The following is a 13,823-nucleotide window of genomic DNA, read 5'->3' on the forward strand; positions in this document are numbered from 1 at the left end:
CCTTCAGGAGGTGGAGACAGCCCCACCCCTACAACCTGAGGCGGACTCGGGTTCGGGACCTGGGGCCGATCCCTGGAGTAGTGGGCGCTCCTAGCTTGGAGGTATGACCACTGCCGTCTGCATCGGCGCCAACCAGGCCGCCACCGTAGCCACCGGATTCCCGTCGTACCCGTCGTTCTCGTCGTACGTACGGGCGCGGGGGCCCGTGCTTCTGCGAACCGCGCGCTCGCTGACCGCGAACCCGTGCGACGCCGAGGATCTCCTGCAGACCGCGCTCGCCAAGACCTATGTGGCCTGGGAGCGGATCGAGGACCACCGGGCGCTGGACGGCTACGTCCGGCGGGCGCTGGTCAACACCCGGACCTCGATGTGGCGCAAGCGCAAGGTCGACGAGTTCGTCTGCGACGAGCTGCCCGAGCCGCAGGGGCTGCCCGAGCCGGACCCGGCCGAGGAGCAGGCGCTGCACGATGCGATGTGGCGTGCGGTGATGAAGCTCCCGGACCGGCAGCGGGCGATGGTCGTCCTCAGGTATTACGAGGACCTCAGCGAGGCGCAGACGGCGGAGGTGCTCGGCGTGTCCATCGGCACGGTCAAGAGCGCGGTGTCCCGGGCGCTCGGCAAGCTCCGCGAGGACCCGGAGCTGTCGCCGGTGCGATGACCGTCCACCCGGCTCGACGCATCGACGGTGACCGCAGGTAACAGTTGCACCGGAATGATCAGTGCACTGACCATGGAAGTGATCAGCGCTAGTTTTCGGAGGCAAATCTACTCTTGGGTAGTGACATACCGCCCGGTACGCGCGCAGAATCTCCACACCCTTGTCGCAACGCAGCGCCCACCGGGAGGACGCCGTGCTGAGCACCATGCAGGACGTACCACTGACTGTGACCCGCATCCTGCACCACGGGATGACCATCCACGGGGACTCGCAGATCACCACATGGACCGGCGAGGCGGAGCCGCACCGCCGTAGCTTCGCGGAGTCCGGGGCCCGGGCCACGCAGCTCGCCAACGCCCTGCGCGACGAGCTCGGAGTGGCCGCCGACGACCGGGTCGCCACACTCATGTGGAACAACTCCGACCATGTCGAGGCATACTTCGCGATCCCGTCGATGGGTGCCATCCTGCACACCCTCAACCTGCGGCTCCCCGCCGAGCAGCTGATCTGGATCGTCAACCACGCCGCCGACAAGGTCGTGATCGTCAACGGCTCGCTGCTGCCGCTGCTCGCACCCCTCCTCCCCCATCTGCCCACCATCGAACACATCGTGGTCTCCGGCCCCGGCGACCGCTCGACCCTCGACGGCGTCACGCCCCGCGTGCACGAATACGAGGAGCTGATCGCCGGCCGCCCGACCAGATACGACTGGCCCGAGCTGGACGAACGCCAGGCCGCGGCCATGTGCTACACCTCCGGCACCACCGGCGACCCCAAGGGCGTCGTCTACTCCCACCGTTCGATCTATCTGCACTCCATGCAGGTCAACATGGCCCAGTCGATGGGCCTGACCGACAAGGACACCAGCCTGATCGTGGTGCCGCAGTTCCACGTCAACGCCTGGGGCCTGCCGCACGCCACGTTCATGGCCGGCATCAACATGCTGATGCCCGACCGCTTCCTGCAGCCCGCCCCGCTCGCCGACATGATCGAGCGCGAGAAGCCCACGCACGCCGCGGCCGTCCCCACCATCTGGCAGGGCCTGCTCGCCGAGGTCACCGCCAACCCCCGCGACCTCTCCTCCATGGCCAGCGTCACCATCGGCGGCGCGGCCTGCCCGCCCTCCCTCATGGAGGCCTACGACAAGCTGGGCGTCCGCCTCTGCCACGCCTGGGGCATGACCGAGACGTCCCCCCTCGGCACGATGGCCAACCCGCCGGCCGGTCTCACCTCCGAGGAGGAGTGGCCCTACCGCATCACCCAGGGCCGCTTCCCGGCCGGCGTGGAACCGCGCCTGGTCGGCCCCGGCGGCGAACACCTCCCCTGGGACGGCGAGTCGGCGGGCGAGCTGGAGGTCCGCGGCCCCTGGATCGCGGGTGCGTACTACGGCGGCGCCTCGGGCGAGCCGCTCCGGCCTGCCGACAAGTTCAGCGACGACGGCTGGCTGAAGACCGGCGACGTCGGCGTCATCAGCCCGGACGGCTTCCTCACCCTCACGGACCGGGCCAAGGACGTCATCAAGTCCGGCGGCGAATGGATCTCCAGCGTCGAGCTGGAGAACGCCCTGATGGCCCACCCGGAGGTCGCCGAAGCCGCCGTGGTCGCCGTGCCCGACGAGAAGTGGGGCGAGCGCCCGCTCGCCACCGTCGTCCTGAAGGACGGCGCGACGGCGGACTACAACAACCTGAAGGCCTTCCTCGGCGAATCGATCGCCAAGTGGCAGCTGCCCGAGCGCTGGGCGGTCGTGCAGGCGGTGCCGAAGACCAGCGTGGGGAAGTTCGACAAGAAGGTGATCCGCAAGCAGTACGCCGAGGGCGAGTTGGAGGTCACCGAGATCCGGTGACGGCAGCTGTCATCTGTCAGCCGTAATCCATCAGTCGTGATCTGTCAGCCGTGATCCGTCAGTCCTGAACTGTCATCGGTGATCCGTCAGTCGTCATCCGTCCACCGGGCGGATGACGACTGTCAGTTGGTGCCGATCTTGGCGAGCAGATCCACGATCCGGGACTGGACCTCCGCGCTCGTCGAGCGTTCCGCGAGGAACAGCACCGTCTCGCCCGACGACAGCTTCGGCAGCTCCGCCTCGTTGAGTCCGGCGGACGTGTAGACGACGAGCGGCGTGCGGTTCAACTGTCCGTTGGCCCGCAGCCAGTCGATGATTCCGGCGCGCCGACGGCGTACCTGCATGAGATCCATCACGACGAGGTTCGGCCGCATCTGCTGGGCGAGGGTCACCGCGTCGGCGTCGGCCCCGGCGCGGGCGACCTGCATGCCGCGCCGTTCGAGGGTCGCCGTCAGCGCCGTGGCGATGTCGTCGTGTTCCTCGATGAGCAGGACCCGGGAGGGGTGCTGTTCGCTGTCGCGGGGGGCCAGGGCCTTGAGGAGGACGGCGGGGTCGGCGCCGTAGGCCGCCTCGCGGGTGGCCTGGCCGAGGCCGGCCGCGAGCAGTACGGGGACCTCGGCGGCGACCGCCGCCTGGCGCAGGGACTGGAGCGCGGTACGGGTGATGGGCCCGGTGAGCGGGTCGACGAACAGGGCCGCGGGGAACGCGGCGATCTGGGCGTCGACCTCCTCGCGGGAGTGCACGATCACCGGTCGGTAGCCGCGGTCGCTGAGGGCCTGCTGGGTGGCGACGTCCGGGGCGGGCCACACGAGGAGGCGGCGGGGGTTGTCCAGCGGCTCCGGGGGGAGTTCGTCGTCCACGGGCAGCGGCTGAGGCTTGTTGGTGACCTCGACCGCGCCGCCGGGGCCGTCCAGCGGCTCGGGGCCTTCGGGGCCGTCCTCGTCCGGGGCTCCTATGGCGTAGGCGCGGCCCTCGGGCGGCGTGGAGAGCAGGGGCTGCGGCGGGGTGGCCGGCTGGGGGTGGGGGCGCGCGGTGGTGTCCGGGGGCGTGGGGCGCTCGCCCTCGGGGGGTGCGGCGAGCTTGCGCCGTCGGCCGACGGGCGCGGTCTGCTGCTGGCCGGGCAACGGCGGTTGGGGGGCGAGCTGCTGGGCGAAGGGGACGCCCTGGCCGAGCGTACGGACGCTGAAGGCGCGGCCCTGGGTGGAGGTGACGTCGCCGGTGGGCGCCGGGTTCTCCGCGGGCAGGGGCTGCGGCTGGGGCCGCTGCGGGGTCGCCGCCGCCGTAGTGGGAGTGGGCGCGGGAGCCGGCGCCGGGGCGGGCTGGGGCTGTACGGGCGGCAGAGGCTGCGCGGCCGGGCGGCCCGCCGGTGCCGCGGGGGCGGCCGGGGCGAGGGGCGGCAGCGGATTCGGCACGGGATTCGGCAGGGGATTGGGCAGCGCGGGAGGCAGCGGTACGGAACCGGTCCCCCCGCGCGTCTCGCCAGGGGCCTCCTGCGCCGTAGGTGCCTGGGGCGCCTGCGGCTCCTGGGTGGCGAGTGCGGCGAGGCCGCCGCCGGTGGTGCCGGTGGTGCCGTTCTCGGCCCATTCGGGCGCGGGGGCGGGTGCGGGGGCGTCCGTACGGGCGCGGCGGCGTCCGGTCGGGGCGGGCAGCGGGTGCGGCTGCGGCGGGGTGTGGTCGGCGTCCGGCGCGGTGCGTACGGCGTCGTGGCGGCCTTCGTCGTCCGCCGTCGCCTCGGGGGCGCGGTCGGCGGCGGCGGGCGGCAGTGCGAACGGGCTGCGCGGCGCCTCGGCCTGTGCCGGTGAGGCGGCCGCGGGCCCGGCGGTGCCAAGGGCGCGGCGGGCGCGGCGGCCGGTGGGCTGGGGCTGGGCCTGCGGGTTCTCGGGCTGGGGCGGGGTGGCCGCGGCGGGGAGCGCGGGCAGGGCGCCGCCCTGGGGTTCGGGGCGGCGGGCGCGGCGGCCGGTGGGGGGTACGGGGTCGGTGGGTACGCCCTGCGGGGGCACGGTCTCGCCGAGTGCGGCCCGTCCCTGGGCGCCTTCGGCCGCGGTGACGACGGAGCCTTCGGCGGGGCGGGGGGCGTCTTCGGCGGGGCTGGGGCGGCCTCGGCGGCGGCCGGTGGGTTCGGCGGCCGGGGCGCCGGTGTTCTGGGCGGGGATGAGTTCGGGGGCGGGGGGCACGGCGTCGGCCGTCCGGCCCCGGCGGCGGCCGGTGGGCTCGCTGCCGCCCTCAGGGGCGACGGCGGGCTCCAGGAAGGCGTCGGTGGAGGCGCGCCGGGCGCGACGGCGTCCACCGCCGACGGTGGCGCCTGCGCTCGTACCCGCGACCGTGCCACCGTCCGTCGCCTGATCCCCGGCGGGGGAGCCGGAGCCGGGGCCGGTCTGCTGGGCGGGCAGGGCGGGGGTGTTGGCCTGGGCGGCGGCGGGGGCCGGCGGCGGGGTGACGGTCCCGGCGCCGCTGCCGAGCGGCACCTCCAGGACGTACGCGCTGCCGTTCATGCCGGGCACCTCGTGCGTCTGCAGGACGCCGCCGTGGGCCGTGACGATGCCGCGCACGATCGGTTCGTGGACGGGGTCGCCGCCCGCGTAGGGGCCGCGGACCTCGATCCGTACGACGTCGCCGCGCTGGGCGGCGGCGACGACGATCGTGGAGTCGGCGTATCCGCCGCCGGGTACGAGCTTGGCCTTGCCGGTGGAGTCGACGCCCGCGACGTCCGCGACGAGGTGGGCGAGTGCGGTCGAGAGCCGTGCCGCGTCGACCTCGGCCTCGATGGGCGGGGCGTGTACGGCGAACTGCGCGCGGCCGGGCCCGATCAGTTCGACGGCTCCTTCGATGCCGGCGCTGACGACGGCGTCGAGGAGGGTGAGGTCCTTGTGGAGTTCCTCGGCGCCGGAGTCGAGGCGCTGGTAGCCGAGGACGTTGTCGACGAGGGTGGTCATCCGGGCGTAGCCGGCGGCGAGGTGGTGGAGGACCTGGTTGGCCTCGGGCCAGAGCTGGCCGGCGTCGTCGGCGGCGAGGGTGCTGAGCTGGGCGCGCAGCTCCTCGAGGGGGCCGCGCAGCGATTCGCCGAGGACGGCGGTGAGCTGTTCGTGGCGGGCGGTGAGGGCGGCGTGGGCTTCGGCCTGTTGTTCCCGTTCGGCGCTGTGGCGTTCGCTCTTGTCGGCGAGTTCGGCCTTGTGGCGTTCGGTGAGGGCGGCGAGTTCGGCGGCGTGCTTCTCGGCCTGTTCCTCGTAGGGGCGCCGGTCGGTGAAGGTCATGACGGCGCCGACGAGCTGGTCGCCGTCGCGGACGGGTGCGGTGGTGAGGTCGACGGAGACCGGGGAGCCGTTCTTGGCCCACAGGACCTGGTTGCGTACGCGGTGCTTGCGGCCGGACTTGAGGGTGTCGGCGAGGGGGGATTCGTCGTACGGGAAGGGTTCGCCGTCGGCGCGGGAGTGGAGGATCAGCTGGTGCAGGGCCTGGCCGCCGAGGTCGCTGGCGCGGTAGCCGAGGATCTGGGCGGCGGCGGGGTTGACGAGGACGACGCGGCCGTCGGTGTCGGTGCCGACGACGCCTTCGGAGGCGGCGCGCAGGATCATCTCGGTCTGCCGCTGGGAGCGGGCGAGTTCGGCTTCGGTGTCGAGGGTGCCGGAAAGGTCGCGTACGACCAGCATGAGTAGTTCGTCGCCGGTGTAGCTGCTGTACGAGTCGTAGGCCTCGCGGCCGTCCTCGAGGTTGGCGCTGGTGACTTCGACGGGGAATTCGCTGCCGTCGGTGCGGCGGGCGACCATGCGGGTGGGTTTGGTGCGGCCTTGGTCGTCGGCGCCTTCGGGGCGGCGCATGGAGCCGGGGATGAGGCGGGAGTCGAAGGCGGGGAGGAGGTCGAGCAGTCCGCGGCCGACGAGTGCCGTGCCGGGGGTCTCGAACATGCCGAGGGCGATGGTGTTGGCGTTGACGACCGTGCCGTTGCAGTTGACGAGGACGAGCCCGTCGGGGAGGGCGTCGAGTATGGCTGCGAGGCGAGCAGCGCCTCGGGATGGCCTGCTGCTCACGACGACGCTTCCTCCCTGACCTACTGCATCTTGCGGACGGCCGGCCCCATCTTGCCCCTCGGGCCGCAGCCTGTCACTGAAGGAGTCTAAGGGCAGGGCGGGGGCGTGCGACGGTGGATGAGGGGGAGCTCTCACCAATGTTCTGTGCACGCGGCGCACGCCTTGGGCACGTGACCTGCGCGTATGACGGAGCCGGACGGACCTGGGGCCTTGCTTGGCGCTTGGCCGGGTCCGGTGGCGGTTCAGCGGCTGAGGATGGGCAGGACGGGCTGGAGCTTCTCCCAGCGGTCGACCTCGCAGCCGTCGGTGCGGCTGAAGTGGGCCTCGATGGTCCGTCCCTGCCAGGTGCCGGTGACGTGGGCGGTGGCGGGTCCGCCGTACATCTGGGTGCACATCTGGTCCTGCGGCAGCGGTGCGAAGGGGTCTTCGTTCTGCTGGGCGAGCTCGTCGAGGCGGGCGCAGGCGGCCTTGGCGGCGGGGTGGTTCCCCTCCGGGGTGGTGCCGCACGTCAGCTCGAAGGTTCCGTCGGCGTTCGCGTACCCGGTCTTGGAGACGGTCACGGTGAGGGAGTCCTCGGCCGGGGCCAGCAGGGGTGGCAGGGGCAGTGCGGTGGCCGTGGCGGGGGTGAGGGTGAGGGCGGCGAGGGATCCGGCGGTGGTGAGGGCGAGACGGCGCAGCATGAGAACTCCCGGGGGCGGAGCGGATACGGGTGGTGCCGGTGGTACGGCTCCGGGGAGGGCGCCCGGAACTCCGACACGTCTAACGCTCCGCACGGCGGTGCGTTGCGCAAGCCGGCCGCCTCCGGCGGGGTGGGTCGGGGGCGGGTCCGGGCGCCGCAGGTGGGGCCGGGTGGAGGGTGGGCCGGGGCGGGGGAAAGGTCTTTGCCCTGCGGGCGGGGTGCCTAGTACCGTGGGGTGCGATTGGTGGCATCCCACCCGGCTGTGTCATCATCTGCACGCACCACTCGCGCTCGCGCGGGTGTGCTGGAGGCGTCGCCTAGTCCGGTCTATGGCGCCGCACTGCTAATGCGGTTTGGGTCTTAAAGCCCATCGAGGGTTCAAATCCCTCCGCCTCCGCGCATGATCACCGAAGCCCCGGCCTCACGGCCGGGGCTTCGGTCGTTCCCGGGATCCTGTCGGGTCGCTCTTTCGGGGGATCCGCCGCGTCCGGATGACGCCCGGGTCTGGGCGCCGAAAGTGCCCAGGATGGCGTTTCCGCAGGTCAGGGGTGGTTTGGGGAATGGATTTCGCGTCACGGCGCAGGTCATGTAATGTTGTTCCCGCAACGCCGACCGGCAAGAAAACGCCGGGAAGCACAAGCACTCGTAGCTTAACGGATAGAGCATCTGACTACGGATCAGAAGGTTGCAGGTTCGAATCCTGCCGAGTGCACAGCCTGAGAGGCCCCCGGAGAAATCCGGGGGCCTCTTGCGTTTGGGGTGAGTGGGAGGCTGGTCGGGTGGGACGTGGAGTGTGGGGGTGTCGGGGGCTCAGGTGGGGTGAGGGTGCGCCTGTGTTGCAGTGGGAGGGCGGGCGGGGGTCCCGGCTGGAGTACGGGCAGGTGGTCGCGTTCCGGGGCGTCGGGGAGCGGGTGTGTCTCGGGGTGCGGGGGCGGGGGTGTCCCTTCGGGGCTGTCGTCGGGGGGCGGAGCACCGGTGGGCAGTGTGAGGAGTGTGCGCGGCTGGATCGGTCGCGGTCCGTGGCGGCGGACACGCTGGTCGATGATCCGCGGACGTACCGGGTGTATCTGGCGTGGTTCGGGCCCGGCATGGTCAAGGTGGGGATCACGGCCGAGGAGCGTGGGGCGGCGCGGCTGCTGGAGCAGGGGGCCGTTGTGTTCGGCTGGCTGGGTCGGGGGCCGTTGATGGCAGCGCGGCGGACCGAGGAGCTGCTGCGGCATGCGCTGGGGGTGCCGGACCGGATTCCGTACGCGCGTAAGCGGGCCGTACGGGCGGTGCTGCCCGGGCCTGGGGAGCGGCGGCGGGAGGTCGAGGAGCTGTACGGGCGGGCCGTGGGGCTGGCGGGGTGGGCGGAGACGCTGGAGGTGCTTGAGCTGGGGGTCGTCGATCATGCCGGGGTGTTCGGTCTGGACGCGGTGACGGGTGTGGACGGGGTGGTCACCGAGCTGGTCGACGACGGGTCCGTCGTGGGGGAGCTCGTCGCGGCGGCGGGTCCCGATCTGCATCTCGTCGCCGGGGGCGGGCGGCGGCTGGTCCTGGACACCCGGCTGATGGCCGGGTGGGGGCTGGTGGCGGCCGGGGCCGGCGACGGGGTGTCCGTGCCGGTGAAGGCGGTGGCCCCCGGGGTGCAGGGCGGGCTGTTCTAGCGGCGCCGGCCCGGTCCGGCGGATGGTCCGGTGTGGCCCGGTCCGGTCCAGCGGCCGGTCCGGTCCAGGGCGGCCGGTCCCGGAACTTTGTTTCCTTCGGCGCTGGACAGGGGGCGCGGGCGCGGCGGAGGGTGATCCACATGAGCGACGATCTCGTGCGCGGACTTGAACCGCCGTACTACACCGTGGTGTTCACCTCCCACCTCGAAGGCGATGCCCCCGGCTACGCGGAGACCGCGGACCGGATGGATGAGCTGGTCAAGGAGGTGCCCGGGTTCCTGGGGCAGGAGTCGGCCCGGGTGCCCGGCGGGCTCGGCATCACCGTCGGGTACTTCCGTGACGAGGAGGCCATCGCGGTCTGGCAGCGCAATCTGGAGCATCAGGCCGCGCAGCGGCGGGGGCGGCAGGAGTGGTACCGGCGCTACAGCATTCACGTCGCCAAGGTGGAGCGGAGCTATGACTTCGAGCGGGAGTGACGGGACGGATGGGGGTGACGGGACTGACAGGCGCGAAGGGCGCGAGGGACGCGAGGCGGAGGACGTACGGGCGTTCTGTGCCGGGCTGGGGATTCCCGGGCTGATCGACGTCCACACCCACTTCATGCCCGAGCGGGTCCTGGACAAGGTGTGGGCGTACTTCGACGCGGTCGGGCCGCTGACCGGCATGGAGTGGCCCATCACCTACCGCGAGGAGGAGGACCGCCGGGTCGAGATCCTGCGCGGGTTCGGGGTGCTGCGCTTCACCTCGATGCTCTACCCGCACAAGCCCGGCATGGCGCGCTGGCTGAACGGCTGGGCGGCGGCTTTCGCGGCCCGTACGCCCGACTGTCTGCACACCGCGACCCTCTACCCGGACGCCGACGCCACCTCGTACGTGACGGAGGCGGTGGAGGCCGGGGCGCGGGTGTTCAAGTCGCATCTCCAGGTCGGTGAGTACGACCCCAACGACGGCCGTCTCGACGGCGCCTGGGGGGTGCTCGCGGACGCGGGTGTGCCGGTGGTCGTCCACTGCGGGTCGGGGCCGGCGCCCGGGAAGTACACGGGGCCTGGGCCGGTGGGGCGGCTGCTGGCGCGGTATCCGGGGCTGCGGCTGATCGTCGCCCACATGGGCATGCCGGAGTACACGGAGTTCCTGGATCTCGCGGAGCGGTATCCGCAGGTGCGGCTGGACACGACGATGGCGTTCACCGACTTCGCCGAGCGGCTCGCGCCCTTCCCGGGCCGGGAGCGGGGGCGGTTGCGGGAGCTGGGCGGGCGGATCCTGCTGGGGAGCGACTTTCCGAACATTCCGTACGGGTACGTGCACCAGCTGCGGGCGCTGGAGCGGCTCGGGCTCGGGGAGGAGTGGCTGCGCGGGGTGTGTCACGGCAACGCCCACGCGCTGTTCGGGCCGCCGGACGCCGTGCCGGCGTCCCGGAGGACCGGTTCCGGGGATTCTTAGGGAAATCACAGACTCGGGAAAGGGTCTTCTCAGCCTGCCGTTCCAGCGTGGTGGTATGACCACGACCTCGCCCCAGGGGCGTACCGATCTGCTCAGGCCCGACGGATCCGCCGTGCGGGTGCTCGTCGTGGACGACGAGGCCTCGCTCGCCGAGCTGCTCTCCATGGCCCTGCGGTACGAGGGGTGGGAGGTGCGCAGCGCCGGTGACGGGGCCGGGGCGGTGCGTTCGGCGCGGGACTTCCGGCCGGACGTTGTCGTGATGGACGTGATGCTGCCGGACATGGACGGACCGGCGGTCCTCGGCCGGCTGCGGCGTGAACTGCCGGACGTGCGGGTGCTGTTCCTGACGGCGAAGGATGTCGTCGAGGGCCGGATCGCCGGGCTCACGGCGGGCGGCGGCGACTACGTCACCAAGCCGTTCAGCCTGGAGGAGGTCGTGGCGCGGCTGCGTGGGCTGATCCGGCGGACCGGGTCGGCGACGGCGGCGCGGGCCGGGTCGCTGCTGGCGGTCGGGGATCTGACGCTGGACGAGGACAGCCATGAGGTGACGCGGGGCGGGCGGTCGATCCATCTGACGGCGACCGAGTTCGAGCTGCTGCGCTATCTGATGCGTAATCCGCGGCGGGTGCTCAGCAAGGCGCAGATCCTGGACCGGGTGTGGTCGTACGACTTCGGCGGCCAGGCCAATGTGGTCGAGCTCTACATCTCGTATCTGCGGCGGAAGATCGACGCGGGCCGGTCGCCGATGATCCACACCCGGCGGGGGGCCGGATATCTGATCAAGCCTGGTGAGTAGCGGGCGCGGGCGGCGCTGGAGCTTGCGGACCTGGCTGGTGGTGTCGGCGGTCGCGCTGATCGCGGTGGTCGCGGCGCCACCCGGCCCGGCCCCCGCCCAGGCGGAAACACCAGCTCACAGCTGCTGAGTTGGGTCGAGTCGGGCTTCGCCAAGGTCACCGTCGAAGGTGTGACTCTCCACGACCTGACCAGGCCCGCGTGAAAATCCTTGTACAGCGTATGGGAGAGCCTTGTACGGTGTACGCCGCACAGTCCCGTACACCGTACAAGGAGCGTGGCATGACGGCGACGACCGCCGAGTCCACCACCCCCGCCCCCACCGGCGGCCATCCGCAGCGCTGGCTGATCCTCGGCGTCATCTGTCTCGCCCAGCTCACCGTGCTGCTCGACAACACCGTCCTCAGCGTCGCGATCCCCTCCCTCACCAAGGAGCTCGACGCCTCCACGTCCGACATCCAGTGGATGATCAACGCGTACTCCCTGGTCCAGTCCGGTCTGCTGCTCACGGCCGGAAACGCCGCGGACCGCTACGGCCGCAAACTGATGCTGATGACCGGCCTCGCGATATTCGGCATCGGCTCACTCGCCGCCGGTCTCGCGCAGTCCTCGACCCAGCTGATCGCCGCCCGCGCGGGCATGGGTATCGGCGGCGCGCTGCTGATGACCACGACCCTCGCCGTCGTCGTGCAGATCTTCGACGACAGCGAGCGGGTGAAGGCCATCGCGCTGTGGTCCACGGTCAGTTCGCTCGGTTTCGCGGCCGGGCCGCTGATCGGCGGCGTGATGCTGGACCGCTTCTGGTGGGGCGCGATCTTCCTGATCAACATTCCGGTCGCGGTGCTCGGTCTGGTGGCCGTCGCCGCGCTCGTCCCCGAGTCCAAGCACAAGCAGGGGGAGCGGCCCGACCTGCTCGGCGCGCTGCTCTCCACGATCGGTATGACCGCCGTCGTGTACGCGATCATCTCCGGCCCGGACCACGGCTGGGCGTCGGCCGAGGTGCTGGTCTCGGCCTCGATCGGGGTGCTCGTCCTGGGCGCCTTCACGCTGTGGGAGCTGCGGACCCCGCATCCCATGCTGGACATGCACTTCTTCCGTAACCAGCGGTTCGTCGGCGCGGTCGCGGGCGCGATCCTGGTGGCCTTCGGCATGACCGGTTCGTTGTTCCTGCTCACCCAGCACCTGCAGTTCGTGCTCGGGTACGGGCCCCTGGACGCGGGTCTGCGGACGGCGCCGCTCGCGCTCACGATCGTCGCCCTCAACCTGACGGGGGCCGGTGCCCGGCTGCTGCCCAAGCTGGGCACGCCGCTGACCATCGCGATCGGTATGGCGCTGGTCGCGGCGGGTCTTGCCGCCATCGCCGTCCTCGGCGGGCAGAACGGCTACGGCGGGATGCTGCTGGGGCTCGTGGTGATGGGTGCGGGGATCGCGCTGTCCATGCCCGCCATGGCCAACGCCATCATGAGCGCCATACCGCCGGAGAAGGCGGGCGTCGGCGCGGGGATCAACGGCACCCTGGCCGAGTTCGGCAACGGCCTCGGTGTCGCCGTCCTCGGTGCCGTGCTGAACGCCCGGTTCACCGCGCTGGTCTCCACCGCGGCCGTCTCCCTGCCGGCGGCGCTCGCCGCGGCCGGCGGGCCGGCCGAGCGGGCCAGGATCTCCGACGCGTTCGCCTCAGGACTGGAGACGAGTCAGCTGGTCGGCGCGGTCGCGGTGCTCGCGGGTGGTCTGCTGGCGGCGCTGCTGCTGCGCCGGGCCGAGCGCTCCGACGCGCCGAAGGCGGCGGCATAGCATCGGGGCAGCAGCGCGAGGAGGATCCCATGGTGTCGGCAGCCGAAGGTACGAAGCGTCCGGCGCGGTCGAGTGTGTGGCTGGACGGCAAGGCGGCCCGGGGCCGCCGGGCCGATCAGCCCTCCGGGCTCGACCGGGACCGGATCACCGCGGCGGCGGTTCGGCTGCTCGACGCCGACGGGCTGGGGAAGTTCTCGATGCGCCGCCTCGCGGCCGAGCTGAACGTCACCGCGATGTCCGTCTACTGGTACGTCGACACCAAGGACGACCTGCTGGAGCTGGCGCTCGACGCGGTGATCGGTGAGGTGGAGCTCCCGGACGTGTCCGACGTCGCCGACTGGCGCGGACAGCTCCGGGAGCTGGCCGGCGGCTACCGGGAGATGCTCGTGCGGCACCCCTGGGCCTCGCACCTGACGGGCACGTACCTCAACATCGGCCCGAACGCGGTGGCGTTCGCGGCCCGTGGCCACGCGGTGATGGCCAACACCGATCTGCCGCCGTACGGCCAGATGGGCGGGCTGGCCGCGGTGTTCCAGTTCGTGTACGGCTTCGGCACCATCGAGGGCCAGTTCCTGCAGCGGTGTGTGAGCGCGGGTGTCAGCCAGGACGACTACTACCGCGAGGCCGTGCAGGTGATGACCGAGCAGCCGCGGTTCGCGGAGAACTTCCCGAACGCGGTGGGGCTGCTCGCGGAGCGGAGCGGGGAGAGCGTCGCGGCGATGCGCGAGCGGGACTTCACGTTCGCGCTCGACCTCATCATCAAGGGCATCGAGGCGATGGCCGCCCGCCCGGAGTGAGCGCGCCGCGCCGTGCCCTTGCGCCCGCCCGGAGTGAGCGCGCCGCGCCGTGCCCTTGCGCCCGCCTGGAGTGACCGCGCCGCGCCGTGCCCGCGTGCCCGCCGGTGCGTGTTCAGAGGACGGGCAGGTCTCCCTGGACCGCCTGGATGTCC

The 13,823-nt window shown here is 72.1% G+C and carries 10 protein-coding genes and 2 tRNA genes; 10 read left to right on the forward strand and 2 right to left on the reverse strand.

The features are described 5' to 3' along the window. The first annotated feature begins 103 nt into the window (after positions 1 to 103). Both IEZ01_RS06725 and IEZ01_RS06730 read left to right on the forward strand, forming a co-directional pair. Positions 104 to 658 carry a SigE family RNA polymerase sigma factor gene (locus IEZ01_RS06725; RefSeq protein WP_189200432.1) on the forward strand — a complete coding sequence of 185 codons (555 nt, stop codon included), beginning with the start codon at positions 104 to 106 and terminating at the stop codon, positions 656 to 658. Positions 659 to 851: 193 nt separating this feature from the next. Next, on the forward strand, positions 852 to 2,501 hold the full coding sequence (locus IEZ01_RS06730; RefSeq protein WP_189200508.1) for a long-chain fatty acid--CoA ligase: 1,650 nt from the start codon (positions 852 to 854) through the stop codon (positions 2,499 to 2,501). Positions 2,502 to 2,623: 122 nt separating this feature from the next. Here the strand turns inward: IEZ01_RS06730 and IEZ01_RS06735 are convergent, their stop codons facing one another. Next, positions 2,624 to 6,526 (reverse strand): response regulator, encoded by a 3,903-nt coding sequence (locus IEZ01_RS06735; RefSeq protein ID WP_189200434.1) that lies wholly within the window; start codon positions 6,524 to 6,526, stop codon positions 2,624 to 2,626. 242 nt (positions 6,527 to 6,768) lie between these two features. After that, a complete protein-coding gene (locus IEZ01_RS06740; RefSeq protein WP_019887745.1) occupies positions 6,769 to 7,206 on the reverse strand; it encodes an SSI family serine proteinase inhibitor in 438 nt (145 codons plus the stop codon). 305 nt (positions 7,207 to 7,511) lie between these two features. On the opposite strand from IEZ01_RS06740, the gene IEZ01_RS06745 reads away from it, so the two are divergent. The 8 genes from IEZ01_RS06745 (at position 7,512) to IEZ01_RS06780 (ending at position 13,671) form a co-directional block, all read left to right on the forward strand. After that, positions 7,512 to 7,602: transfer RNA gene (locus tag IEZ01_RS06745), tRNA-Ser, on the forward strand. A gap of 242 nt (positions 7,603 to 7,844) precedes the next feature. Continuing rightward, positions 7,845 to 7,917: transfer RNA gene (locus IEZ01_RS06750), tRNA-Arg, on the forward strand. Positions 7,918 to 8,086: 169 nt separating this feature from the next. After that, the gene (locus tag IEZ01_RS06755) at positions 8,087 to 8,851 is read left to right on the forward strand and encodes a DUF2797 domain-containing protein (protein WP_267907252.1); all 765 of its coding nucleotides are present in this window, start codon (positions 8,087 to 8,089) and stop codon (positions 8,849 to 8,851) included. A gap of 140 nt (positions 8,852 to 8,991) precedes the next feature. Then, a complete protein-coding gene (locus tag IEZ01_RS06760; RefSeq protein ID WP_019887743.1) occupies positions 8,992 to 9,327 on the forward strand; it encodes an antibiotic biosynthesis monooxygenase family protein in 336 nt (111 codons plus the stop codon). Then, positions 9,308 to 10,291: an amidohydrolase family protein gene (locus tag IEZ01_RS06765; protein ID WP_229832736.1), complete on the forward strand. Its 984-nt coding sequence runs from the start codon at positions 9,308 to 9,310 to the stop codon at positions 10,289 to 10,291. Before IEZ01_RS06760 ends, IEZ01_RS06765 begins: the two co-directional genes overlap by 20 nt. 55 nt (positions 10,292 to 10,346) lie before the next feature. Continuing rightward, a complete protein-coding gene (locus tag IEZ01_RS06770; RefSeq protein ID WP_308427140.1) occupies positions 10,347 to 11,087 on the forward strand; it encodes a response regulator transcription factor in 741 nt (246 codons plus the stop codon). A gap of 278 nt (positions 11,088 to 11,365) precedes the next feature. Further along, a complete protein-coding gene (locus IEZ01_RS06775; RefSeq protein WP_189200438.1) occupies positions 11,366 to 12,874 on the forward strand; it encodes an MFS transporter in 1,509 nt (502 codons plus the stop codon). Positions 12,875 to 12,903: 29 nt separating this feature from the next. Then, positions 12,904 to 13,671: a TetR/AcrR family transcriptional regulator gene (locus IEZ01_RS06780; RefSeq protein ID WP_019887736.1), complete on the forward strand. Its 768-nt coding sequence runs from the start codon at positions 12,904 to 12,906 to the stop codon at positions 13,669 to 13,671. The last annotated feature ends 152 nt before the right edge of the window (positions 13,672 to 13,823 follow it).

Origin of the sequence: Streptomyces purpureus (assembly GCF_014648195.1) — a bacterium.
Classification (GTDB): domain Bacteria; phylum Actinomycetota; class Actinomycetes; order Streptomycetales; family Streptomycetaceae; genus Streptomyces; species Streptomyces purpureus.

Bases quoted from the DNA above. Each gene is read 5' to 3' on its own strand.
- IEZ01_RS06765 (WP_229832736.1), top strand. From the start codon at position 9,308: ATGACTTCGAGCGGGAGTGACGGGACGGATGGGGGTGACGGGACTGAC.
- IEZ01_RS06770 (WP_308427140.1), top strand. From the start codon at position 10,347: ATGACCACGACCTCGCCCCAGGGGCGTACCGATCTGCTCAGGCCCGAC.
- IEZ01_RS06775 (WP_189200438.1), top strand. From the start codon at position 11,366: ATGACGGCGACGACCGCCGAGTCCACCACCCCCGCCCCCACCGGCGGC.
- IEZ01_RS06780 (WP_019887736.1), top strand. From the start codon at position 12,904: ATGGTGTCGGCAGCCGAAGGTACGAAGCGTCCGGCGCGGTCGAGTGTG.
- IEZ01_RS06740 (WP_019887745.1), bottom strand. From the start codon at position 7,206: ATGCTGCGCCGTCTCGCCCTCACCACCGCCGGATCCCTCGCCGCCCTC.
- IEZ01_RS06760 (WP_019887743.1), top strand. From the start codon at position 8,992: ATGAGCGACGATCTCGTGCGCGGACTTGAACCGCCGTACTACACCGTG.
- IEZ01_RS06725 (WP_189200432.1), top strand. From the start codon at position 104: ATGACCACTGCCGTCTGCATCGGCGCCAACCAGGCCGCCACCGTAGCC.